The organism is Prauserella alba (assembly GCF_024171735.1).
Lineage (GTDB): Bacteria > Actinomycetota > Actinomycetes > Mycobacteriales > Pseudonocardiaceae > Prauserella > Prauserella alba.
The window spans coordinates 232675-254395 of record NZ_JAMTCH010000006.1; the positions used below are offsets into that span (position 1 = coordinate 232675).

The 21721-nt window shown below is 68.4% G+C and carries 18 protein-coding genes; 7 read left to right on the forward strand and 11 right to left on the reverse strand.

The features are described from left to right. The first annotated feature begins 20 nt into the window (after nucleotides 1–20). Genes LY12_RS21065 through LY12_RS21075 form a run of 3 tightly spaced genes read left to right on the forward strand, consistent with a single transcriptional unit; the run spans nucleotide 21 to nucleotide 4026 of the window. Nucleotides 21–2060 (forward strand): oxidoreductase, encoded by a 2040-nt coding sequence (locus LY12_RS21065; RefSeq protein ID WP_253859132.1) that lies wholly within the window; start codon nucleotides 21–23, stop codon nucleotides 2058–2060. A gap of 5 nt (nucleotides 2061–2065) precedes the next feature. Beyond that, on the forward strand, nucleotides 2066–3277 hold the full coding sequence (locus LY12_RS21070) for an FAD-dependent oxidoreductase (RefSeq protein ID WP_253859133.1): 1212 nt from the start codon (nucleotides 2066–2068) through the stop codon (nucleotides 3275–3277). Nucleotides 3278–3327: 50 nt separating this feature from the next. Next, nucleotides 3328–4026: an HAD-IA family hydrolase gene (locus tag LY12_RS21075; RefSeq protein ID WP_253859134.1), complete on the forward strand. Its 699-nt coding sequence runs from the start codon at nucleotides 3328–3330 to the stop codon at nucleotides 4024–4026. A gap of 232 nt (nucleotides 4027–4258) precedes the next feature. On the opposite strand, the gene LY12_RS21080 is transcribed toward LY12_RS21075, so the two are convergent. From LY12_RS21080 to LY12_RS21120, 9 genes are all read right to left on the reverse strand, one after another. Beyond that, nucleotides 4259–4897: a trimeric intracellular cation channel family protein gene (locus LY12_RS21080; RefSeq protein WP_253859135.1), complete on the reverse strand. Its 639-nt coding sequence runs from the start codon at nucleotides 4895–4897 to the stop codon at nucleotides 4259–4261. 125 nt (nucleotides 4898–5022) lie between these two features. Further along, a complete protein-coding gene (locus LY12_RS21085; protein ID WP_253859136.1) occupies nucleotides 5023–5769 on the reverse strand; it encodes an iron-sulfur cluster-binding protein in 747 nt (248 codons plus the stop codon). A gap of 68 nt (nucleotides 5770–5837) precedes the next feature. Further along, nucleotides 5838–7094, reverse strand: a complete 1257-nt coding sequence (locus LY12_RS21090; protein WP_253859137.1) for a Zn-dependent hydrolase — start codon at nucleotides 7092–7094, stop codon at nucleotides 5838–5840. Then, a complete protein-coding gene (locus tag LY12_RS21095; RefSeq protein WP_253859138.1) occupies nucleotides 7091–7567 on the reverse strand; it encodes a hypothetical protein in 477 nt (158 codons plus the stop codon). Before LY12_RS21095 ends, LY12_RS21090 begins: the two co-directional genes overlap by 4 nt. A gap of 49 nt (nucleotides 7568–7616) precedes the next feature. Beyond that, nucleotides 7617–8912, reverse strand: a complete 1296-nt coding sequence (locus LY12_RS21100; RefSeq protein ID WP_253859139.1) for an MFS transporter — start codon at nucleotides 8910–8912, stop codon at nucleotides 7617–7619. Beyond that, nucleotides 8899–9885: a dihydroorotate dehydrogenase gene (locus tag LY12_RS21105; protein WP_253859140.1), complete on the reverse strand. Its 987-nt coding sequence runs from the start codon at nucleotides 9883–9885 to the stop codon at nucleotides 8899–8901. The genes LY12_RS21100 and LY12_RS21105 overlap by 14 nt, the downstream gene beginning before the upstream one ends. 98 nt (nucleotides 9886–9983) lie before the next feature. After that, complete coding sequence (locus LY12_RS21110) at nucleotides 9984–11321, reverse strand: MmgE/PrpD family protein (RefSeq protein WP_253859141.1); 1338 nt, start codon at nucleotides 11319–11321, stop codon at nucleotides 9984–9986. Next, complete coding sequence (locus tag LY12_RS21115) at nucleotides 11318–12736, reverse strand: dihydroorotase (protein WP_253859142.1); 1419 nt, start codon at nucleotides 12734–12736, stop codon at nucleotides 11318–11320. The genes LY12_RS21110 and LY12_RS21115 overlap by 4 nt, the downstream gene beginning before the upstream one ends. After that, entirely contained in the window at nucleotides 12733–13767 is a 1035-nt protein-coding gene (locus tag LY12_RS21120; RefSeq protein WP_253859143.1) for an ornithine cyclodeaminase family protein, read from the reverse strand. The genes LY12_RS21115 and LY12_RS21120 overlap by 4 nt, the downstream gene beginning before the upstream one ends. A gap of 216 nt (nucleotides 13768–13983) precedes the next feature. Between LY12_RS21120 and LY12_RS21125 the strand changes: the two genes are divergently transcribed. Both LY12_RS21125 and LY12_RS21130 read left to right on the forward strand, forming a co-directional pair. Beyond that, entirely contained in the window at nucleotides 13984–14763 is a 780-nt protein-coding gene (locus tag LY12_RS21125; protein ID WP_253859144.1) for an IclR family transcriptional regulator, read from the forward strand. Next, a complete protein-coding gene (locus LY12_RS21130; protein ID WP_253859145.1) occupies nucleotides 14763–15755 on the forward strand; it encodes an asparaginase in 993 nt (330 codons plus the stop codon). The genes LY12_RS21125 and LY12_RS21130 overlap by 1 nt, the downstream gene beginning before the upstream one ends. A 126-nt stretch (nucleotides 15756–15881) precedes the next feature. Here the strand turns inward: LY12_RS21130 and LY12_RS21135 are convergent, their stop codons facing one another. Beyond that, entirely contained in the window at nucleotides 15882–16811 is a 930-nt protein-coding gene (locus tag LY12_RS21135) for an AraC family transcriptional regulator (RefSeq protein ID WP_253859146.1), read from the reverse strand. A 164-nt stretch (nucleotides 16812–16975) separates the two neighbouring features. On the opposite strand from LY12_RS21135, the gene LY12_RS21140 reads away from it, so the two are divergent. Then, a complete protein-coding gene (locus LY12_RS21140; RefSeq protein ID WP_253859147.1) occupies nucleotides 16976–17569 on the forward strand; it encodes a flavin reductase family protein in 594 nt (197 codons plus the stop codon). 139 nt (nucleotides 17570–17708) lie between these two features. Then, on the forward strand, nucleotides 17709–19187 hold the full coding sequence (locus LY12_RS21145) for a 4-hydroxyphenylacetate 3-hydroxylase family protein (protein ID WP_253859344.1): 1479 nt from the start codon (nucleotides 17709–17711) through the stop codon (nucleotides 19185–19187). 122 nt (nucleotides 19188–19309) lie between these two features. On the opposite strand, the gene LY12_RS21150 is transcribed toward LY12_RS21145, so the two are convergent. Continuing rightward, complete coding sequence (locus LY12_RS21150; RefSeq protein WP_253859148.1) at nucleotides 19310–21661, reverse strand: xanthine dehydrogenase family protein molybdopterin-binding subunit; 2352 nt, start codon at nucleotides 21659–21661, stop codon at nucleotides 19310–19312. Between the last annotated feature and the right edge of the window lie 60 nt (nucleotides 21662–21721).

Here is a 21721-nt window from a genome sequence, read left to right on the forward strand (position 1 = left end):
ACTCGCACGAAGGCAGATTCATGAACAATGATCCGTTACTCACGCCTTACCGACTCGCGCGCCTGAACCTGAAGAATCGCATCGTCAGCACCGCCCATTCCTCCCGTTACACCACCGAAGGGCTACCCACCGAGCGCTACCGGCTCTACCAGGAGCACAAGGCCCGTGGCGGCGTCGGACTCGTAACACTCGGTGGCTCCGCCGTCGTCGCGCGGGACTCCCCACCGGCCTTCGGCAACATCACGATGTACAAGGACGACGTCGTCCCACCACTGTCGCGGGTCGTCGATTCGTGCCGCGCCCACGGCAGCGGGGTGTTCCTCCAGTTGACGCACATGGGTAGACGGACAGACGACCACACCGCCGACTGGCTGCCGACGGTGTCATCGGCGCCGATGCGCGAACCCGCACACCGCGTGTACCCGAAAGCGGCAGAACCCTGGGACCAAGACCGCATCGTGGCGGATTTCGCCTCGGCCGCGGAACGCGCCAAAGCCGCCGGTGTCGACGGCATCGAACTCGAACACTACGGGCACCTGTTGGACGCGTTCGCCTCGCCTTGGCATCTCTCGAAACTTCCGCCGGAGGAACGTGCTCTCGCAGCCCAGCTACCCGAGCGTGTGATCCGCGCCGTCAAGCACGTCGTGGGCGACGACATGGTGTTGGGAGTGCGGATGGCCGTCGACGAGCGCCGGCCCGACGGTCTGGACCTCGATGCCGCTCACTCGTTGCTGCACAGGTACGTCCAGCTGGGTGTCCAGTTCGTCAACGTCATCGTGGGCACGATCGAATCGGCCACGCGCCTGTCCGAGGTCATACCGGGCGCCGGGCGCAAGTCGGCCCCCTTCCTCGACACCGCGGCCGAGGTCAAACGCGCACATCCGGACGTCACAGTGCTACACGCGGCCAAGATCGACGACGTCGCCACCGCACGTCACGCGATCGAGAACGGACTCGTCGACCTGGTCGGGATGACCCGCGCGAACATCGCCGACCCCTACTTGGTCAGGAAGATCGCCACAGGCAGAGAGCGGGACATCCGGCCGTGCATCGGTGCCCGGTACTGCTTGGAGGGCGGTGCGACCGGCGGTGTCGTGTGCGTGCACAACCCCGCAGTGGGCAGGGAGAACCATCTCGAGCACGAGATCGAGGCCACAGCCGACCGGGCCCGGAAGGTGGTGGTCGTCGGCGCGGGTCCTGCCGGACTCGAAACCGCGCACGTCGCCGCGAAGCGGGGCCATCACGTCGTCGTGCTGGAGGCTGCTGCGGATCCCGGTGGCCAGGTGAATCTCCTGACAGCCAATGACAGGCGGCGCGACCTCGTCGGTGCCGTCGACTGGCGAATGGAGCAGGCCCGAAGCCACGGAGTCGACTTCCGATTCGGCGTGTTCGCCGGAACCGAAGCCGTCCTGGATCTGGCGCCCGATGTGGTCGTGGTGGCCACGGGCGGCCTCGCAAGAAGCGCCTCCGACGCCGGCATCCCCTTCGCGGACGGGATGGACGACATCTGGGCCGTGTTCGAGCAACCTCGCAAGCACTACGGAGCGGTCCTCGTTTTCGACGACGACGGTCGCTATCCTTCGCTCGACGCCGTCGAAGTGTTGGCAAGGGCGGGCAACACCGTCACCTATGTCACGCCGGAACGCTCCGTGGCCGTTGAGGTCGGGGCACTCAATTTCTCGGACTATCAAGCCACCTTCGACCGGCACGACGTCACCTTCGTCCCGACGCGCGGTGTCCACGCGGTCGATCCCGGGCCCGGCGGCCGGCTCACGGTCACCCTCGGGACCGAGGCCGGCTCGGCGGCCGACCGCGTCACGTGCGACAAAGTGTTCTACGCAGGCGGCACCAACCCGAACGACGATCTGTACCTGGCGTTGCGGGAGCGGTCGACGAACCAGGGGCGCGTCGACTACGAGGCGTTCGTCCGTGCGGAGGCGCAGCCGTCGGCGGGCGAACACCCGGGCACCTTCGAGCTCTATCGGATCGGAGACGCGGTCACGAGCCGCAACATGCACGCCGCGATCCTCGACGCACACCGGCTGGCACTGGGGGTGTGAACCGCGTGCACCTCCTCGGTACCGGTCTCCTTCGCATCGCCGTCGTCGGGCTCGGCGCGATCGGCTCGCAGGTGCTGTGGCAGCTCAGCCGCCGGCCGGACGTGGATGTACATGGTTTCGAATCCTCGTATCCGGGCCATCCCGAGGCCGGAGCGGGCGGCGAATCCCGGCTGTACCGCAACTTCGAGACCGACGATCCCGCCTACGAACCGGTTATCCACCGCGCGGACGCGTTATGGCGCGAACTCGAGGTCGCCACGGCGCGACGACTGCGATGTCCCACCGGGGTCCTGCTCACCGGTGATCATGCGAGTCCGCAGCTGCAGCGCGCGCTGGAGTCCGCCGACCGCTCGGGCAAGCCGTCTCGCACCTTGGCACCCGATGAACTGCGGGTGAACCATCCACAGCTCGCGGTCTCCGACACCGACATCGGACTATGGGACCCCCAGGGCGGGGTCATCCGCCCGGAACTCACCGTGTCGGCGACGGTCGGCCTCGCCACCGGCAACGGCGCGGTAGTGCATGACTTCACCAGGGTCACGTCGGTCGACGGGGCCGGCGACGGCGTCCGGGTCAGGACCTCCGACGGCGCCCGGACCTTCGATCGCGTCGTCATCGCGTGTGGAGGGTGGACCACGACGCTGCGGCCGGACCTGCGCGACACGGTTGTCGTGCGCCGCCTGACGTCCGCGTGGTTCCACGGCGAGGACGACGACTACCTGCGGGGAATGGTGCCGTTCATGCGGACCGCTCCCAGCTACTGCTACGGGATTCCCGCCGGCGGCGGTAGCACCATCAAGCTGGGTCTGGGATTCAACGACCACCACCCCGTCCCCGACCCGGACGCGGTCGCACGCACGCCTGCACCGGAGGAAGCGGAACGGTTCTCCTGGATCGTCGATGACGTACTGCCGGGACTTCAGCGGCGGCCGGTCAGGATGAGCACGTACCTCGAGAGCTACACCACGTCGATGCACGACTACATCGGATTCGACCGACAGCTGCCCGGCGTCGTCCTGCTCACCGGTTTTTCCGGGCACGGATTCAAAGTGAGTCCCGCAATCGGTGAGATCGGCGCCCAGCTCGCCACTCAGGGAGAGAGCGATATCGACGTCGGCTTTCTGCGTGATGCGCCGCCGGTGTTCGACATCGTCGACCCCGAGACGGGGCGGACGACGCATAACCACATCGTGTCCAGCAGACCACCCGAAACGTAACTCCGACGACGTCCCTCGCCCTTCCTGGGCATCAGTAAGGAGCCACGCCGATGTCGAACAACAGCCCCATCGCCACATTCGACTGCTATCGCACGCTGATCGATTTCGACCTCAATCGCGCGACCCTGCCCATCGTCCGTGATCAATTGGACGACGTCGGGATCGATCACGCCATCTTCCTCGACAACCTTCGTGTCATGCGATTTCACGCAGTCGCACAGGGACCCTACTCGCGGTATCAGGATCTCGTCGCCGACACACTCGAATGTTGCATGGTGATGCACGGAGCCGAGTATCGGCCGGAGTTCGCCGAGCAACTACTCGACGAAGCTCGACGCTTCCCGGTTTTCCCCGAGGTTCCGGAGGCGCTCGAGACGCTGAAGGCGTCCGGGGTTCAGTTGGCGATCATCAGCAACTCCGACAACGACTTCATCCGCCACCATGTCCGCACCATCGGCGTCGACTTCGACTACGTCGTGACCGCCGAGGACGCCGGCTGGTACAAGCCCAGACGTGGGGCCTTCGAGTACCTGTTCTCGGTGATCGACCGGGACCCGTCTCTCGTCACCCATGTCGCGCAGGGATGGGACTACGACATCATGCCGACCAAGCAGTACGGCGTCCGCAGAGTCTGGGTCAACCGCTACGGCTTTCCCGGAAGTTCCTACTATCAGCCGTACTTCGAGATCCCGGATCTGCTCACCCTCCCTGACCTGTTCAATCGGCACGTCCTCGACCGCGCAGCCTAGGTCGCAATGCTGCACACCCACCGGCCGGTGCGTGTGCCACGCCGGCGGGTGGCCAGCAGACGACACGTCCTGCCACCCGTTGGCGTGATCCGGCCACGCGTCGCCGACGTCCCGCTGCCGTTCCGGACTTCACGTCCCGACAGGCTGGAACGCGACGCCGATACACCGGCGAACGCGCGCCGTGCTCGAGTGCTGCGGCGGAACCGGTGGCCGTGGCCGCGGCGACCCGACATCAGTTGCTCCCGTCCCTGCTGCCCGGCGGAACCGGCGCTTGTAGTCCGAAGTGGACACCCAGCATCCGGATGACGAAGCAGACACCGACCGCCGCAGCCGCCGCCCACACCCCGTAGATGTCCGCACGGATCGTCGCGACCGTGACGGCGGCCCCGACCAACGCCGGGATGGCGTACAGATCACTCTGCAGCACCGACGGCACCCTCCTGACCAGCGTGTCACGGATGGTTCCGCCACCCACCGCCGTGACTGCACCCAGCAGGATCGCCGGCGCGACGTCGAGACCGGCCTCGAGGGCCGTGCTCGCACCGATCACCGCGAACGTGCTCAGCCCGACGGCGTCGAGCACGTTGATCGGGGTTTCCAGCCGGTCGAGCCACTGGCTCAGCGCGAACGCCAACAGGCCGCCGCCACCCGCCAGCGCGAGATACGGCCACTGCTGGAACGCCGTGGGCGGCACCGAGCCGATGAGCACGTCCCGTACGATTCCGCCACCCAGTGCGGTGATGATACCCAGCGTGACCACGCCGACGATGTCGAGTCGCGCCGCACGCACCGCGGTCAACGCCCCGTTCAGCGCGAACGCGAACGTTCCCGTGTAGTCCAGTGCCAACAACAACGGTGGTGCGGTCGCCATGCGCGGGTCCTTCGTCCGAGCGATCACCGACCAGCGATGACGGCCGGCTCCCGACGACCGTAGGCCATGCGCCGGCGCCCGACAGCCGCGCCGCCCCGTGTCCCTGCCGTCACTCGACGAGTGCGTCAGCCTCGCAGCCCGAACACTGGCCCGTCGCGGCATACCAGCGGTGATTCGGACGTCCCGTCGCCGTCTCCCACGGCACACCCATGGCAGTACCCGAGTCCGCACGCCATGTGCGCTTCGACCGAGACCTGCGTGTCAGCCGCCCACCGCACGCCGAGTTCGGCCACCAGCCGCGTCAGCCGTTCGGACCCGCTCGTCAGGATCTGCTGCGGGGGATCCTCGTCGAACGCCCGCAGCAGCCGCCCACGTAGCGCGTCGACGGCGCTGCTGCCGTCCGCGTCGGTCACCGTGAGCACATCGGCCCCACAGGCGCCGAGCACCTCCCCGCCGAGCACCGCGTCCCGGTTCCGGCCACTGAGCACCGCGGTGACCTGCGCCGGAGTCTCGGCCAGGTCCTGCGCCACCGTCGTCATCGCGCAGATGCCCACCCCGCGTCCGACGAGCAGGATCCGCTCCACCCTGTCCCGGATCACGAACCCACGGCCCAACGGGCCGGTGACCTGCAGCTCCTCCCCGGCGGCGACCTCCGCCAACGCCTTCGTCCCGTCGCCGACCACGCCGTACACGATGTCGACCAGCCCGGCCTCCGCATTCCTGGTGTAGATCGCCATCGGCCGCGGCAGCACGGGCGCCGATGCCGTGACCGGTGCGACCATCACGAACTGGCCCGCCCTCGCTCGCACGGCGATCGCCGCCGAGCGGAAGCGCAGCAACCGGTAGCGATCAGACAGCGGGGCGTTCACCACTACCGGAGCGCGCTCACACATCGGCCGGCCCCGATCGCCGGTAAGGACCCGCAACGCTGCCGCGGAGCTCATGGCAGGCTCGCATCCAGCCGGAGGAGGCCTCCCGCCAACGCGGTCGTCCCGAGCGTGATGTCGTCCATGTCGGTCCACTCCGCCGCGTCGTGACTGATCCCGGCCTTGCTCGGGACGAACATCATGCCGCTCGGAGTGACGGTGTTGACCTGTTGCGCGTCGTGGCTCGCGCCGCTGGTCAACACCCGCGGCTCGACCCCGATGTCCCGGCACGATGCCGCAAGCTGCTCGCGAAGGGTGTCCCGCAGTCTCACCGGAGGCGTGTCCGCGAGCTGTTCGTACTCGAACCCGACTCCCCGACGAGCGCAGGTGGCCGCCCCCTGCCTGATGATCTCCCGCGCCGTGTTGCGCTGCCGGTCGACATCGGTACCGCGCACGTCAACCCATAATGAAGCGCGACCAGCGATCGTCGTGATGGAGCCCGGCCCGACATCGATCTTGCCGACCGTGGTGCGTGTGCCCTCGTTGTCGTCCCCGCCCGCCAGCGATTCGACGAGCGAGACGACTTCGGCCGCCGCGGCCATCGCGTCCGCCCGGAGGTGCATCGGTGTCCCACCGCTGTGCGTGGCCCGGCCGGTGATCCGGATCAGCAATCGCGTGCTGCCAGAGATCGAATCCACGACACCGAGCTTCACCCCCTCGGTCTCGAGCACGCTCCCCTGCTCGATGTGCAGTTCGACGAACGCCGCCCACTCCTCCGGGGCCCACCGCGCATCGCCGACGGCCGTGGGGTCGATTCCCACCTCGGCCATGGCGTCCGCGAGGCTCACCCCGTCGGCATCCTGTTTGACCGGAAGATCCGCGGGACCGGTCAGGCCTGCGGCGATCCGGCTACCGGTGCACGCCTGTCCGAAACGCGCGCCCTCCTCCCCCGCGAAGACCACGAATCGCATCGGGTGTCGGTGCGACACGTCGTGCTCCACGAACAGACGCGCCACCTCCATCGCGGCACACACCCCGACGATGCCGTCGAAGGCGCCACCGTTCGGCACGCTGTCCAGATGCGAACCAGTGCCGATGGCCGGCTTCGCCCCACCAGCGCCGAACCGCTCGGCGAGCGTGTTTCCGGCAGCGTCGACCCACACCGCCAGCCCGAGAGCTGCCATCGACTCGGCGAAAACGTCGTGGGCCGCACGTTCCAGCGGCGTGTACGCGAGCCGTGTGATACCCGGACCGGCGTCCTGTTCGGACATGGCACCGAAGGTGTCGATCGACTCGACCAGCCGGGCACGGTCCGCAGCCAGATAAGTCACTGCACGACCTCCCCGGCCGTCTGCTCCGCGACCAACGCCGTCCTCGGCACGTCTGCCGCATCCCGCAGTGCTTCCGATGCCATCACCGCACCGAGTGCGACGACTTCCCCGCCCCGGCCGTGCACGAACCTGCGCAGTGTCGACAGCCGTCGGCCGGACCAGTGGGTGGCCACCAGCGCCACCCGGGTGCCCGGTGCGAACGGTTCGTCGAAACTGAGGATGCCCTCCACTTCGGACGCCCGCGTCACGGGAATGTCGAGGTTTAGGGCCGTGACATGCGCGAGCACGGCGTCGTCGCACGTACTCCACATCACCAGATTCTGCGGTCTCGACGGACGCAACGACTCCGCGAGCGCGCGGCCAAGCGCCTCCACGTCTCGTGGCGACCGAGCGGCGTTGATCGTCGGGCCGTAGGTGTCCGGTGCGACTCCGAGCGCACGCAGTGCCGACACCGGGCTGATCGTGTTCGCCATGATCCTCGCTCTCGCTTTCCCAGTTGGACAGGCTTGTCCTGGCCGGCCTTCACGCCACGGCTTCGTCGAGCTTCTCACCACGCCGGTCGGGAATGAGCAGCATGGCGACCATGTCGACGATGTAGATGAGCGCAAGGAAGCCCAGTGCTGCCGCGAACCCCTGCCAGCCCGCGACGAGCGCGACGACGAGCGGCGCGAACCCGCCGACACCGCGTCCGATACCGAAGAGCACGTTCTGCGCCGTGGCACGGGCCGCTGTCGGGTAGTTCTCGGCGATGATCGCTCCGTATCCGCCGAGCATGCCGTTCGCGAACACCCCCATGACGGCACCGCCGATGAGAACGGCCGCAGGCGAGGTGAGTTGGCTGTAGACGAAGAGCGAGACGAACGCGCCCGCCTGGAAGATCCAGAACGCGTACCGCCTGCCGATACGGTCGGCCAAGTGGCCGAAGACCATGATGCCCGCGATCATGCCGATCACCGTCACCGCGGTCCAGATCCCGGAATTGGTCATGCTCAGGCCCAATTGACCCGACAGGTACGTCGGTAGCCACGTCAGGATGCCGTAGTAACCGAAGTTCTGCACCGAGCAGATGATCACGATACCGATACTGGTGCGAATAGTTTTCGCGTCCGCGACCAGGAGATGATACGGGTTCTTCTGCTTCTCACCGGCCGCAATCTTGGCTCGATGTTTGACGAAGGCGTCCGGCTCGGCCAACCGCATCCGCAGCACGATGGCGATGACCGCGGGGAGGATTCCGATGACGAACAACCCTTGCCAGCCCCACCAGGAGATCACCGGGGCCGAGAGGAACGCGGCCAACAGCACACCGAGCTGGAATCCGACGCCCACCAAGGATGTGGCACGCGCCCGCTTGATCGCGGGGAACGCCTCCGCGGCCAGCGCCATCCCGATGCCGAATTCACCACCGATGCCCATACCGGCGACGAAGCGGAAGATCGCCATCTCGGTGAATCCCTGCGAAAGAGCAGTCAGCCCGGTGAAGATCGCGAACAGGAGGATCGAGTAGGTCAGGATCCGGACACGCCCGAATCGGTCGGCCAGTGCGCCGAAGAACATCGCACCGGTGACCGTGCCGATCAAGGTGATGGTCGCCAGGAGCCCGCCCTCGGTGTCGGACAAGCCGAGACTCATGGTGATCGCAGGCAGCGCGAACCCGAGAATCTGAAGGTCGTAGCCGTCCATTGCATACCCGATGGTGGCCCCGAGTACCGCTTTTCGGCCGTAGGGAGTGACCTCGGTCGGTTCACCGTCGGCGGTCACAGCTGGGGTCTCCCCCACTGCAGGACCACCTGGAGTTCCGGAGTCATCGTTGCTCATTTCCAATCCTCCGATCGGATGGTGTGAGTGTGCCGACTAGGTCCGCGATCCGGTCCACACCGAGCCGTTCCGTGAGCGCGGGCAGTTCTTCGACGATCCGGGCCATGACCCCCGGCTGAGCGAAAGTGGCGGTTCCGACCTGTACGGCCGACGCACCGGCGACGAGAAACTCCGCGACGTCGGTGGCCGATCCGATACCGCCGCAGCCGACGACGGGAATGTCGACAGCCTGTGCGGCGGACCGGACGAGCCGCAACGCCAGTGGCTTGACGGCAGGACCCGACAGCCCACCGGTATCGTTGCCCAACGCGGACTCGCGCCGCTCCACATTCACAGCCATGCCGGGAAAGCTGTTGCAGACGGTCACGGCGGCGGCTCCGGCATCCTCCGCGGCACGCGCCGCCGCGGCGATCGAGTGGAGCTGCGGGCTCAGTTTGACCAGCACCGGCGCCGCGCTGCGCACCACCACACCCGAAACCACCTCGCACATCGCACGCAGGTCCGTGTCGAGCGTGGCTCCACCGTGTTCGAGATTCGGGCAGGACACGTTCACCTCGATGGCCGAATGCCCGCACTCGCCGAGTTCGTCGGCGACACGCCAGTACTCCCGCGCGGACAGACCGCCGATGCTGACCACGACGGGCGTGCCGAGACCGGCATAGCCGCCCAATCCGGTACGTCGGAACTCGGCGATTCCACCGCTGGGAATGCCGACACTGTTGAGCATGCCGCCGGGAACCTCGGTGAGTCGGTGGGTCCGGTTACCGGGTCGAGTCTCGGCGAACACGGTCTTGGTGACCACGGCGCCCAGCGTGTCGACCGGTGTCAGTGCGGCGAGATCCGGACCGAAACATCCGGATGCTGGCATCACCGGATTCGCCAGTTCGAGGTCGCCCAGTTCCACCGCGAGCACGCCCCGGCGGGAAGCCGGCTTCGTCGGCGCACGGCCACTTCCCGCCTCGGTGATCTGCATCGACAGCAAAGTGGAAACCTCTTTTCACTCCGAAGAAGGAGAGCTTCTCCCGCGTCGTCGGCGGTGTCAATACCCGCTACAAGGCCGTAACACGGCGGCTACGCGGGCGACTCCGTCCGCAATGGACCGAGAACGTCGGCGCAGTCGGTCACCTCGGAAACGGCCATCAGCCGCTGCCACAGCACCTCGCCGCTCGGCCCGACGAGACCCTCGAACTTCTGTCGCAGCTCGTCGCCCGACAACGGGTCGTGGTGGTGGCCGCGCGGATCGTCGACCGTGGCGGACAAGGCCATGTCTCGCGTGCGCACGACGACCTCGGTCGGCGCGTGATCGGGCCAGCTCCGTTCGAACTCCGGGCCGATACCGACGTCGACCTTCTCGGCGAGCCGCGCGACCTCCGGGTCGTAGTCGAAGGTCTCGACCGTCGAGACGCGATGCGTCAACGCAGCCGCCACCGCGTACGGCAGGGAGAACCGCGCCGACAGGTCGTTCGCCAAGGGCAGGCGATCGAGCTTCAGGTTGTTCGCCACGGTGCGCACCTCGATCGCCGTAATGTCGTCGGTCCGCACCGACGGCAACGACAGCACCGCATCCACCGCACCGTGTGTCAGTGCGCAGGCGCTGTGGCGCTTGAAGTAATTGCGCATGATCCGCGGCCGCGCATGATCGGGCGGCGCCGTCAGCGCATCGACGTCCACCGCTTCACCGGTCAGTTCACCGAAGAGTGCAGGTACCGATTCGGCGGTTCCGCGGAATCCCGCCCGGAGGAGACTGACCGACCGCACCGCGGCCTGGGCGGCCGCCCCCATCGCCGTGTTGCGCGCCGTCGCTCCGACGTAGCAGGCGTTCCACACCGGAACCACCGGCGTCGCCGCCGCGATCGCGGCGGCTCCCATCGGATCCTCGTCGAGCAACAGTGCCGCGCTGACCGCCGCGCCGACACCGGCGAGGTGGCCGTGCGGATGTGTCGGCGGCCGTAGGCGGAACGCGGTGAGCAGGCGTGCGCCGACCTCGTACCCGGCGACGACCGCAGCCACCAACTCGGCACCGGAGCGATGCGCGGTCTCGGCCACGGCGAGGGCCACAGGCACGATGTGCATCCCGGGATGACCGGTCGGCCGTGTTCCCTCGTCCAGTTCGAGAAAGCTTCCCGCGGTCGCGTTCAGGAAAGCTGCCTGCTCGGCCGGCGCGTATCCGGCCCCCGCGGCGAGGACCGTCGCCCCGCCCGTGGGCGCCGGCGCCGCGAACTCCCGCCCTACGTCGCGCAGCCGCACCATCTCGGCGGTACGCCCACCCGCGATACCGACACCGATCGTGTCGGCAATGACGTGCGCGGCGTGGCGCCGCACCGCGTCCGTCAGCGGTTCGGCCGCGAGGGTGCACGACCGGCGGACCGCCTCGCACACTCCCGACGCCAGCTCCTGCGGGGAGCTCACGCACTCACCCGGTCGCCGGCGGCAGCGGTATGGTCGGCGCGCACGAACCGTCCACGGCGCTCGCCGACGATCTCACCGTCGCGGACGACGATCTCCCCGCGCAGTACCGTGGCGACAGGACCACCGTGGAGCGCGAAGCCGTTCCACGGGCTGACCGGCTGTTTGGCCACCAACTCCTCGTTGCGGACGGTCCGGCGCAGCTCGGGATCTACGACGACCAGATCGGCGTCACTGCCCGGCCGGATGACACCCTTCCGCGGGTACAGCCCGTAGAATTTGGCGGTGTCCGTCGCGACCACTTCGGCGAGTCGTTCCGGCGTCGTCCTGCCACGGAACATCGCATCCAGCAGGACCGGACCGAACGTCTCGCAGCCGACGGCGCCCGCAGGCTGGGTCTCGAACCCGCGTGCCTTCTCCTCCACGGTGTGCGGTGCGTGGTCGGAGCCGAGCGACGAGATCAGGCCTTCGTTCACGCCCTCCCACAACGCGTCCTGGTCTTTCTGCTCACGCACCGGCGGATACACCTTCATCACCGGACCGACGCGTGGGTACTCGGCATCGGTCAGGGTGAGGTACTGCGGACAGGTTTCGGCACTGACGGAGATGCCGTTGCGCTTGGCCGAACGCACGGCGTCGAGGCCCTGCTCCGACGCCAGGTGCACGACGTGGAAGCGGCAGCCGGTCTCCTTCGCGAACTGGGCGGCGATCGAGATCGTCGTCGCCTCGGCCACCGCGGGACGGGCCGCGAGCAAATCCGCGTAGGTCTCGATCGGATGGCCGAGCGCCTCCTGGCTCGAGGCCAGCACATCCTTGTCCTCACAATGTGCCGCGAGCACTCCGCCACGCGCGGCGACCTCCGCGAACAGCTGCAGCACCTGGCCGTTCGGCGGCGGCATCAACAGGTTCTCGGGCTTCTCGTCGCCGATGTTGTACACCAGGGAACGGGTTTCACGGTGCAGTGCGTAGCCCCAGAACAGCTTCACGGCGACGGCGCCCGCGTCGAACATGGGACCGATCTGGTCGATGTTGGCGTCGCCGAGGGCCAGGCCCCACAGGCCGAAGTCGGTCCAGGCCGACTGTTCGTGTTGGCGACGGCGCTCCTCGAACACCTCCACCGAATCGACCGGCGGAATTGCGTTGGGCATTTCCAGGACCGTCGTCACACCGCCGACGAGTGCGCCATGTGTGGAGTGGTCGAAGTCCTCCTTGTGGCTCATCCCGGGGTCACGCGAGTGGACGTGCGGGTCGATGAATCCGGGGAACACCAACTTGCCCGCGGCGTCGTACCGCTCGTCGGCCTCGACCTCCGCACCGCGGTCGAGGATCGCCGAGATGATCCCGTCCGTGCACAGCAGATCACTGTCCAGAATGCCCGCCGGCGTGACCAACCGGCCGTTGGCGATGTGCAACCTCATGCGTCTCTCCTCTGACTTCGTTCGGGATCGTGCCGCGGCACGGTCGTCCACTCCCCCACGTCTGCTGCCGCTCCCAGATCGGCCACCGAACCGAGACCCGCCTCGTCTGCCGCTTCGAGCACCCGCACTGCGCACACCAAGTCCTGGAGGGCCAGGCCGTGCGACTCGAACACGGTGATGTCGTCCTCGCTGGTCCGGCCCGTCACATCACCGGCCATCACGTCGGCGAACTCCACGGCGATGTCCGGATCCAGACCGTTCGCCAGCAGGTCACCGCACTCCAGTCGCGCGACCGCGGCCGAGTCCACGGCCACCTGCGCAGTCCTCCGGAACGTCGTACGATCCAGCTCCCTGCGCTCGGCGTGGTTACTGCCGACGGCGTTGACATGCGTTCCGGGTCGCAACAACCCGCCGTCGAAGAGGGGCTCGGCCGCACCCGTCGCGGTGACCACGACGTCGGCGCGGGGCACGGCCTCCGTGGGGCTCTCGCCGGATTCGACGTGCAGCCGAGGGTGCGCCTGGCGGAGCACGGAGGCCGTGGCCGCCGCTCGATCCGCGCTGCGTCCGACGACGAGCACCGTGTGCAACCGCGGCAGGACCTCCACGAGCGCGTCGATCTGCGCCGGCGCCTGGAAACCCGTACCGAGCAGGCACACCGTGGAACTGTCGGGTCGGGCCATGACCTCGGTCGCGAGCGCCGAGGCCGCCGACGTCCGGCGGCGACCGAGCAGATCGGCTTTGAGCACCCCGCGCAGGAGGCCCGTTTCCACGGAGTAGAGCAGCAGGGTGATGACACTTCCCCGGTTGGTTTCCGAACGGATCACCGGATAGGACTTCACCGCGATCGCGTCGAGCGTCGGCGCGATCGCGGACATCACGTTGAGAGTCGCCGTGCCCGCATGAGTGCGCCGCCGTGGTTCGTCCTGCACCTGTCCCGCAGCCAGCAACGTGAAGGCCGTGCGCACGCCCGCCAGCGCAGCGGACGGCGGCAGCAACCGGTCGACGTCGCCATCGTCCAGAATCCGCGGCATAGATCCCTTTCCGACGGCGTTGAGTCGCCGACCAGCAGTAGCGCAACAGTGGAAAGCTATTTCCACTTCGGGTAGGCTGAGATTGGACGATCGTTCACGGCGTTGTCAACCCTTGTCCGGAAGGTCACCTAGGATCACCTCAGGCGCCGACGACCGGCGGCGACAGCGGAAAGACCGCGCACCGACAACGATCACCACGGGAGGAGAGCCAGCCGAATGAGCGCCGCACGACCCCTCGAGGTCATCGTTCGCAGCGTGGAAGTGCTCAATGCGGTCGGCGCCGCACGATCCGGCCTGACCCTGCAGGAACTCCACGACGATCTCGACATTCCACTCGGAAGCCTGCACCGCATCCTCACCACGCTCAGCCAGGCCGACTACCTGCGCCGTTCCCCTGTCACCAAGCGCTACTTCATCGGCCGGGCCGCCAGAGCACTGTCCGGCGACTCCGGTTCGCACAGCGCTCGCCTCGTGAAACCGCCGGCAGCGCTCCTCGACGCCGCGAGCGAAACCGGCGAGACGGTCTTCCTGACCGAGTTCATCGGCGATGCTCCGGTATGCGTGTCCATCGTGGAGGCGGACCACGCACTGCGCCTTTTCGTCCGAATAGGACAACAGATGCCGCTGCACGCGGCCGCTTCGAGCCGCGCCATCCTGGCCTACCAGGACGAGGACGTCGTGCGGACTCTGCTCGAAGGAACACCGCTGACCGAGTACACGTCCGGTACGCCGCACAGCGTCGACGACGTCATGCACGTTCTCAAAGAGGTTCGCGACAACGGGTACGCCGTCTGCCACAACGAACTCGACCCGGACGCCTGGGCCGTGTCGGTTCCGATCCGCGACGGTGACGACCGGGTACTCTCCAGCGTCACCATCACCGCGCCGGGATCGCGTGTGGCCGACACCGCCACGCGTGCTCGACTGACCGGCGCCGCTCAACGCGCGGCCGAGCGACTGTCTGCCGAACTCGGAAACCCGGGGCCGGAGGCCTGATGGCAGCAGGACGTTCCGTCGCCCTGATCGCCGCGGGCGGCACGATCGCTGTCACCCCGCCGTCGGGCGATGTCCAGGAGCATCGCGGCGTCGCCGACCTCACACCGCCGCCCGGTGATCGACCCGCCGGTGTGGAGGTCGTGCCGCGGGACGCCCTGGGGCTGTCCTCCCGGCGTATGACGGCAGACGACCTGTGGACCCTCGCGAGCGCAGTCGACGACGAGATCGCCGCAGGTCGTGACGGGGTCGTGGTCACCCACGGCACCGACACGCTCGAGGAAACGGCCTACACGCTCAGTCTGCTCGTCGACACGACGGTTCCGGTGGCGATCACCGGAGCCATGCGGTCTCCCCATCATTCCGGCCCCGACGGGCCGGCGAACATCCGGGCAGCCCTCGCCGCGGCGGCCGACCCGGCACTTGCGCCGTACGGCCCGGTGGTCGTATTCCAGGACGAGGTCCACGTGGCCGGACTCGTGACCAAGACGCACAGCGCAAGAGTCGCGGCATTCGGCTCCCCCGCCGCGGGACCTGTCGGGTTCGTCGCCGAGGACCGGCTCGAGTTGCTTCTCGGTCCGCCTCCCGTGACCGCTCTCCTTCCCCGCCGCGCTGCGCCGTCGGTGCAGGTCGGCCTCGTGTACGCCGCCACGGGAATCGACGGCTCGGCCGTGGAAACACTCTCCTCCGATTCGGACGCCGTGGTCGTCGGGGCCCTCGGCGCGGGTCACGTGTCGCCGTCGCTAGGTGCGGCACTCGTCGAATGTGCCGAGGCGGGCAAACCCGTCGTGATCACCAGTCGATGCCCGGACGGGGCACTGCTCACGAACACCTACGGCGGCGCCGGTTCCGAACAGGAGCTGCGCCGGGCGGGCTTGCACTTCGCCGGCACGCTCTCGGCTCCTAAGGCACGGCTACGACTGCTGTTCGGATTGTCGGCAGGTGTTCCCGTCGGCGAACTGTTCCCCACCCGGCGCCCGGCACCGGCGCACTGACACGCGGGGAGAGTCCCCGAGCGAAGGAGAGCACCACGTCCGCTGCCCGCACCGAGGCCATCGCCGCCGGGGCGGCAACTCCTTCTTCACCGCGTGTGCCACCCGGTACGTCCCAGCAGCAGGCGCTCAGCGACGCAATGTCGCCGACGGGCTGACGCCGAACTCCCGGCGATAGGCCGCCGCGAACCGGCCCAGATGCATGAATCCCCACCGGGTGGCCCCGTCCGCGACGGTGTCGACCCGGCTGTGCAGCAGGTCGTCGTGCACCCGCCGAAGCCGGATCCGGCGGAGCGCTTCCGTCGGAGTCTCGCCCCGGTAGCGCTGGAAGCTCTGCTGTACCCGCCGGATGCCGACCCCGGCGCAACGCGCGATGTCGGCCGACCCCCAGGCCCGCGCCGGATCCGCCTCCATCGCCTCGACCACCCGCGCGACGACCCGCGGGCAGACGTCACCGGTCTCCGGCTCGTCCGGGAAGCAGGCGGTGACGAACGCCGCCGTGAGCGTGGCACCCAACCGCTCCCGCACCGCGCGACGCGCCAGCAGCTCCGGCGAGCGCAGACCCTGCGCTCCGATCGAGGTGAGCAGCGCCAACCACGCCTGCGCGGCCTCGGTGCGCAGGTTCAGCTGGGCGGGCATCGCCTGGGCGGTGAGCCCGACGAGCGCGGTGACCTCGTCGGCGAGGTAGTCGGCGTCGATCCGCATGCCGAGGATGGAACAGTCGGCCGACCAGCGGCTCATCACGGTCTGCGTGTCGGGCGGGCACACGGTCGCCTGCCCCTCGAGCGACAACACGGAACGGCCGCGGACCTGAGCGTCGAGCAGCCCGCTGCGCGGCACGTTCACGGCCCAGCCGCCGGGATGCTCCGAACGCACCCGCACCTCGGCGCCCCAGCCGATGCGGGTCAGCCGCACCGGCCCCAGGTCGACCATGCGCAGTTCCGCGGAGCCGACGCCGTCCCGGAGCACGGTGAGTTCGTGGGGGAAGTAGGCATCGGCCACGGCCGCGGAGAAGTCCGGCAGCTCCTCCACGGACGTCGCGACGCGACCGTTGGGCATGGACACCTCCGAAATGCACGTGATCCACGCCACGATACATCGCACTTCGGTAAGCGGACACCGGCTGCGCTGAGCGGATCGCCGCAGCGCACGGGGCCGCCCTACGGTCACCGGCATCCGTTCCGCACGGGCGCGACACGTCCGCACTCACCGCTGGAGGCGCCATGGACCCGAAGACGTTGCGCACGGCGTTCGGCCGGTTCACCACCGGCGTCACCGTGATCACCTGCCGATCGAGCGACGGCGAGCCACACGGGGCGACGGTGACGGCGTTCATGCCGGTCTCGCTCGACCCGCCGCTCATCACCGTCGCCCTGACCCGCACCTCCCGTGCCTGCACCTACCTCGACAGAGCCCCGTTCGCCGTCAACGTGCTCGCCGCCGACCAGGTCGACGTGGCGATGAACTTCGCGGGCAGACCCTCGGCGGACCCGATCCGGTGGGCGCCCGGCCCCACGGCACCGGTGCTGGCCGGCACCGCGGCGACCCTCTCCTGCAGGCCACACCGCACCGACGACGGCGGCGACCACCTCCTGTTCCTGGGCGAGGTCGCCGCCGTGGACACCACCGCACGTCCGCCCCTGCTGTTCTCGGACAGCACGTTCGCCGAGGTGGGGGCTCCCGCATCCGAGTCCGTCTGGGCGGGTTCGTTCGACGACCCGCACTCCGGCTGGTTCGACGCGGCCTGCGACTTCACCCCGATTTCCGCCCGTCCGGCGTCGACCGTCGCCGGAACCGTCCCGCACGGGCGCCCGTAGTCGGCCCCGTCCCTTCTCAAAGGAGAGAACCATGACCGACACCGCGATCCCGCAGCAATCCCTCGACGCCGATCCGCCCACGGTCAACCCGGCCGCGCATTCGGAGGCCAACAACCGCGCCAACTTCGCCGCAGCGCCCATGACCGGCGACGAGTACATCGACAGCCTCCGCGACGGCCGGGAAATCTACCTCCACGGCGAACGCGTCGACGACGTCACCACGCACCCCGCCTTCCGCAACCCCGTACGGATGACGGCGCGCCTGTACGACGCACTCCACACCGGCCCGCACGTCGACGAACTGACCGCACCGACCGACACCGGCAACGGCGGCGTGACCATGCCGTTCTTCAAAACCCCGACGTCCTCGGCGGACCTGCTCAAGGAGCGTGACGCGATCGCGCGCTGGGCCCGGCTGAGCTACGGGTGGATGGGCCGGTCGCCCGACTACAAGGCCAGCTTCCTCGGCACGCTGCACGCCAACCAGGAGCTCTACGCACCCTTCCAGGCCAACGCCGAACGGTGGTACCGCGAGTCACAGGAGAAGGTCCTGTACTGGAACCACGCGATCATCAATCCGCCGGTCGACCGCGACCTGCCACCCGACGAGGTCGGCGACGTGTACATGAAGGTCGAGCAGGAGACCGACGCCGGCCTCGTCGTCTCCGGCGCCAAGGTCGTCGCCACCGGCTCGGCCATCACCAACTACAACTTCATCGCCCACTACGGCCTGCCGATCAAGAAGAAACAGTTCGCCCTGATCTGCACCGTGCCGATGGATGCACCCGGCATCAAGCTGATTTGCCGCCCGTCGTACACGGAACAGGCCGCGAGGAACGGCACCCCGTTCGACTACCCGCTGTCGAGCCGGATGGACGAGAACGACACCATCTTCGTCTTCGACCGGGTGCTCGTGCCGTGGGAGAACGTGTTCATGTACGGCGACGTCGACCGCATCAACGCGTTCTTCCCTCAGTCCGGCTTCCTGCCACGCTTCACCTTCCAGGGCGCCACACGGCTGGCCGTCAAGCTGGACTTCATCGCCGGCCTCCTGCTCAAGGCCCTCGACGCGACCGGATCCGGCGGGTTCCGCGGCGTGCAGACCCGGGTCGGTGAGGTGATCGGCTGGCGCAACCTCTTCTGGTCACTGAGCGAATCGATGGCCCGCGACCCCGAGCCGTGGATCGGGGACGCGGTGATCCCGAAACTCGAATACGGCCTCACCTACCGGATGTTCATGATGCAGGGCTATCCGCGGGTCAAGGAGATCATCGAACAGGACGTCGCCTCCGGACTGATCTACCTGCCCTCGGGCGCGGCGGACTTCAAGAGCGACGCGGTGCGGCCCTACCTGGACAAGTACGTACGCGGCTCCAACGGCATCACCGCCGTCGACCGGGTCAAGGTGATGAAGGCGCTCTGGGATTCCATCGGCAGCGAGTTCGGCGGCAGGCACGAACTGTACGAGCGCAACTACTCCGGTAACCACGAGAACGTGAAGGCCGAGCTGCTGTTCGCCGCTCAGAACCGCGGCGGCGTCGCCCAGATGCGAGGGCTCGCCGAGGAGTTCCTCGACGAGTACGACCTCGACGGCTGGACGGTGCCGGACCTGTTCTGACCGCCCGGTCACGCACCCCCGGGGGTCGGTGGGCGCGGGGTGGTGCGGGTACCGAGCCGGTGCCCGCACCGCCCCGCGCCACCACCCCGTACCCGGAGCCTGCGCCGAGAACACGACGCGGATCACCCGGCCCGGTTGATCGCCTCCCACACGCGCAGCGGCGTCGTGGGCATGTCGATGTGGTCCACACCGAACGGTTGCAGCGCGTCGATGACGGCGTTGACGACCGCGGGCGTCGCGGCGATCGAGCCCGACTCCCCCGCACCCTTGGCACCGAGCGCGTTGGTCGGCGACGGCGTCACCGTGTGATCGAGCGTGAGATCCGGCAGGTCCGGGGCACCTGCGACGAGATAGTCGGCGAGCGAGGCGCTCATGAGATTCCCGTCGTCGTCGTAGACCGCGTCCTCGTACAGGGCCTGGCCGATACCCTGCGCGATACCGCCGTGCATCTGCCCGTCCACAATGGCCGGATTGATGACGTTGCCGCAGTCGTCGACGCCGAAGTACTCGGGAATGGTGACCTTGCCGGTCTCGGTGTCGACCTCGACCACACACACGTGCGTGCCGAACGGGTAGGTGAAGTTCGGCGGATCGAAGAACTGCTCCTCCGACAGGCCCGGCTCCATTCCCTCCGGCAGGTCCGCCGCCAGGTAGGCGGCGCCGGCCACCTCCTGGATCGTCACACTGCTCCCGGAGACGCCCGCGACCGAGAACGCACCGTCGGAGAACTCGAGATCCTGTTCGGCGGCCTCGAGCATGTGTGCGGCGAGTGTGCGTGCCTTGACCAGCACCTTCTCGCAGGCCAGGTGCACCGCGGTGCCGCCGACGGCGGCGCTGCGCGAACCGTAGGTGTCCAGACCGTACGGCGCCGACTGCGTGTCGCCGTGCACGACCTCGACACTGTCCATGGGCACGCCGAGACGGTCGGCCACGATCTGCGCCCACGTCGTCTCGTGCCCCTGGCCGTGCGGCGACGTGCCCGTCACGACCTGCACCGCTCCGCTGGAGAGCATGCGCACGCTGGCCATTTCCCATCCCGGAGCGCCGAGCCGCAGGGCAGCGGTCATCTTCGACGGGGACAGGCCGCCGTTCTCGGTGTAGCTGCACAATCCGATCCCGAGCTGCACCGTCGCACCGGCCTCCCGCCTACGCCGCTGTTCGGCGCGCAACCGGTCGTATCCGGCCAGCTCGAGCGCCTTGTCGAGCGCGAGTTCGTAGTTTCCGGAGTCCATCTCCAGTCCGGCGGGCGTGGTGGCTCCGTCGGTGAAGGCCGGGTGGTAGTTCCGCCTCCGCACCTCGGCCGGATCCATGCCGATCCTGCGTGCCAGTGCGTCCATCGCACGCTCCACGCCGTAGATACCTTCGGTCCTGCCGGCACCACGGTAGGAATCGGTCGGGGTCTTGTTCGTGAACACGCCTTTGCACTCGATCGAGAACGAACCGAACGAATACACACCGGGGAAGATGAACGCGCTCAACAGCGGGATTCCCGGCGTGAGGAGCTGCAGATAGGCGCCCATGTCGGCGAGGATGCGCACGCGCATGCCCAGCAGCGTGCCGTCCTCACGCGCGGCGAGGTCGACGTACTGCACCTGTCCCCGTCCGTGGGTCATGGTCTGACTGTCCTCGGAGCGTGTCGCGACCCACTTCACCGGGACGGCCAGCCTCCGGGCCAGCACGATGCCGATGCACTCCTCGGGGTAGACGTTCAGCTTGCCGCCGAACCCTCCCCCGACGTCGGGCGCGACCACGCGCAGGTTCTGCTCGGGCACCGAACACACGCCCGCCAGCACGCTGCGCAGGATGTGCGGGATCTGCGTCGAGGAGTACAGGGTGAAGCCCGTCCCCGTGGGTTCCGGGGTCACCACCACGGCGCGCTCCTCCATCGGCGTGGGCTGCAGCCGTTGCTGCACGTAGCGTTCCGACACGGTGATGTCGGCCGCGGCGAACGCCTGGTCCACGTCTCCGGTCGCCAGCGACCAAGTGTAGCTCTCGTTGCTGTCGAACCGGTCGTGCACCCGCGGCCCGCTCGCGAGGCTCTCCTCCACGTCGAGGGCAGGGTCGGCCGGCTCGTAGTCGACGTCGATGTACTGCAGGGCGTCCTGCGCCGAGGCGGCGTCGGCCGCGGCCACAACCGCGACCGCCTCCCCCGCGAACCGCACCTGGTCCACGGCGACGGGCAGGTGGTCGGGAATCCGGATGTCCTCGGTCACGGGCCAGGCGCAGGGGATGCCGGACCACTCATTCGCGAGGTCGGCACCGGTGAACACGCCGACGACGCCGGGGAGCTCCGTGGCCTCGGAGACGTCGATCGACTCGATGCGGGCGCGGGCGAACGGGCTGCGCAGCACCGCGATGTGCACCGTGCCGGGCGGAGCGATGTTGCCGGTCCATTTTCCCTTGCCCGCCAACAGCTGCGGGTCCTCCTTGCGGGGGACAGCCGTCCCCATGGTGGGGCGGAGCGTCTCGGTCATGGTTCACCCTCCTGCTACGAACGATCGGCGGTTCGGACGGGGACCGGGCATCCGACACCA

Coding starts and splice junctions, on each gene's coding strand:
- LY12_RS21140 (WP_253859147.1), top strand. CDS start 16,976: ATGGACCCGAAGACGTTGCGCACGGCGTTCGGCCGGTTCACCACCGGC.
- LY12_RS21100 (WP_253859139.1), bottom strand. CDS start 8,912: ATGAGCAACGATGACTCCGGAACTCCAGGTGGTCCTGCAGTGGGGGAG.
- LY12_RS21075 (WP_253859134.1), top strand. CDS start 3,328: ATGTCGAACAACAGCCCCATCGCCACATTCGACTGCTATCGCACGCTG.
- LY12_RS21125 (WP_253859144.1), top strand. CDS start 13,984: ATGAGCGCCGCACGACCCCTCGAGGTCATCGTTCGCAGCGTGGAAGTG.
- LY12_RS21135 (WP_253859146.1), bottom strand. CDS start 16,811: ATGCCCAACGGTCGCGTCGCGACGTCCGTGGAGGAGCTGCCGGACTTC.
- LY12_RS21065 (WP_253859132.1), top strand. CDS start 21: ATGAACAATGATCCGTTACTCACGCCTTACCGACTCGCGCGCCTGAAC.
- LY12_RS21145 (WP_253859344.1), top strand. CDS start 17,709: ATGACCGGCGACGAGTACATCGACAGCCTCCGCGACGGCCGGGAAATC.
- LY12_RS21120 (WP_253859143.1), bottom strand. CDS start 13,767: ATGCCGCGGATTCTGGACGATGGCGACGTCGACCGGTTGCTGCCGCCG.
- LY12_RS21105 (WP_253859140.1), bottom strand. CDS start 9,885: ATGCAGATCACCGAGGCGGGAAGTGGCCGTGCGCCGACGAAGCCGGCT.
- LY12_RS21080 (WP_253859135.1), bottom strand. CDS start 4,897: ATGGCGACCGCACCACCGTTGTTGTTGGCACTGGACTACACGGGAACG.
- LY12_RS21095 (WP_253859138.1), bottom strand. CDS start 7,567: ATGGCGAACACGATCAGCCCGGTGTCGGCACTGCGTGCGCTCGGAGTC.
- LY12_RS21115 (WP_253859142.1), bottom strand. CDS start 12,736: ATGAGGTTGCACATCGCCAACGGCCGGTTGGTCACGCCGGCGGGCATT.
- LY12_RS21150 (WP_253859148.1), bottom strand. CDS start 21,661: ATGACCGAGACGCTCCGCCCCACCATGGGGACGGCTGTCCCCCGCAAG.
- LY12_RS21130 (WP_253859145.1), top strand. CDS start 14,763: ATGGCAGCAGGACGTTCCGTCGCCCTGATCGCCGCGGGCGGCACGATC.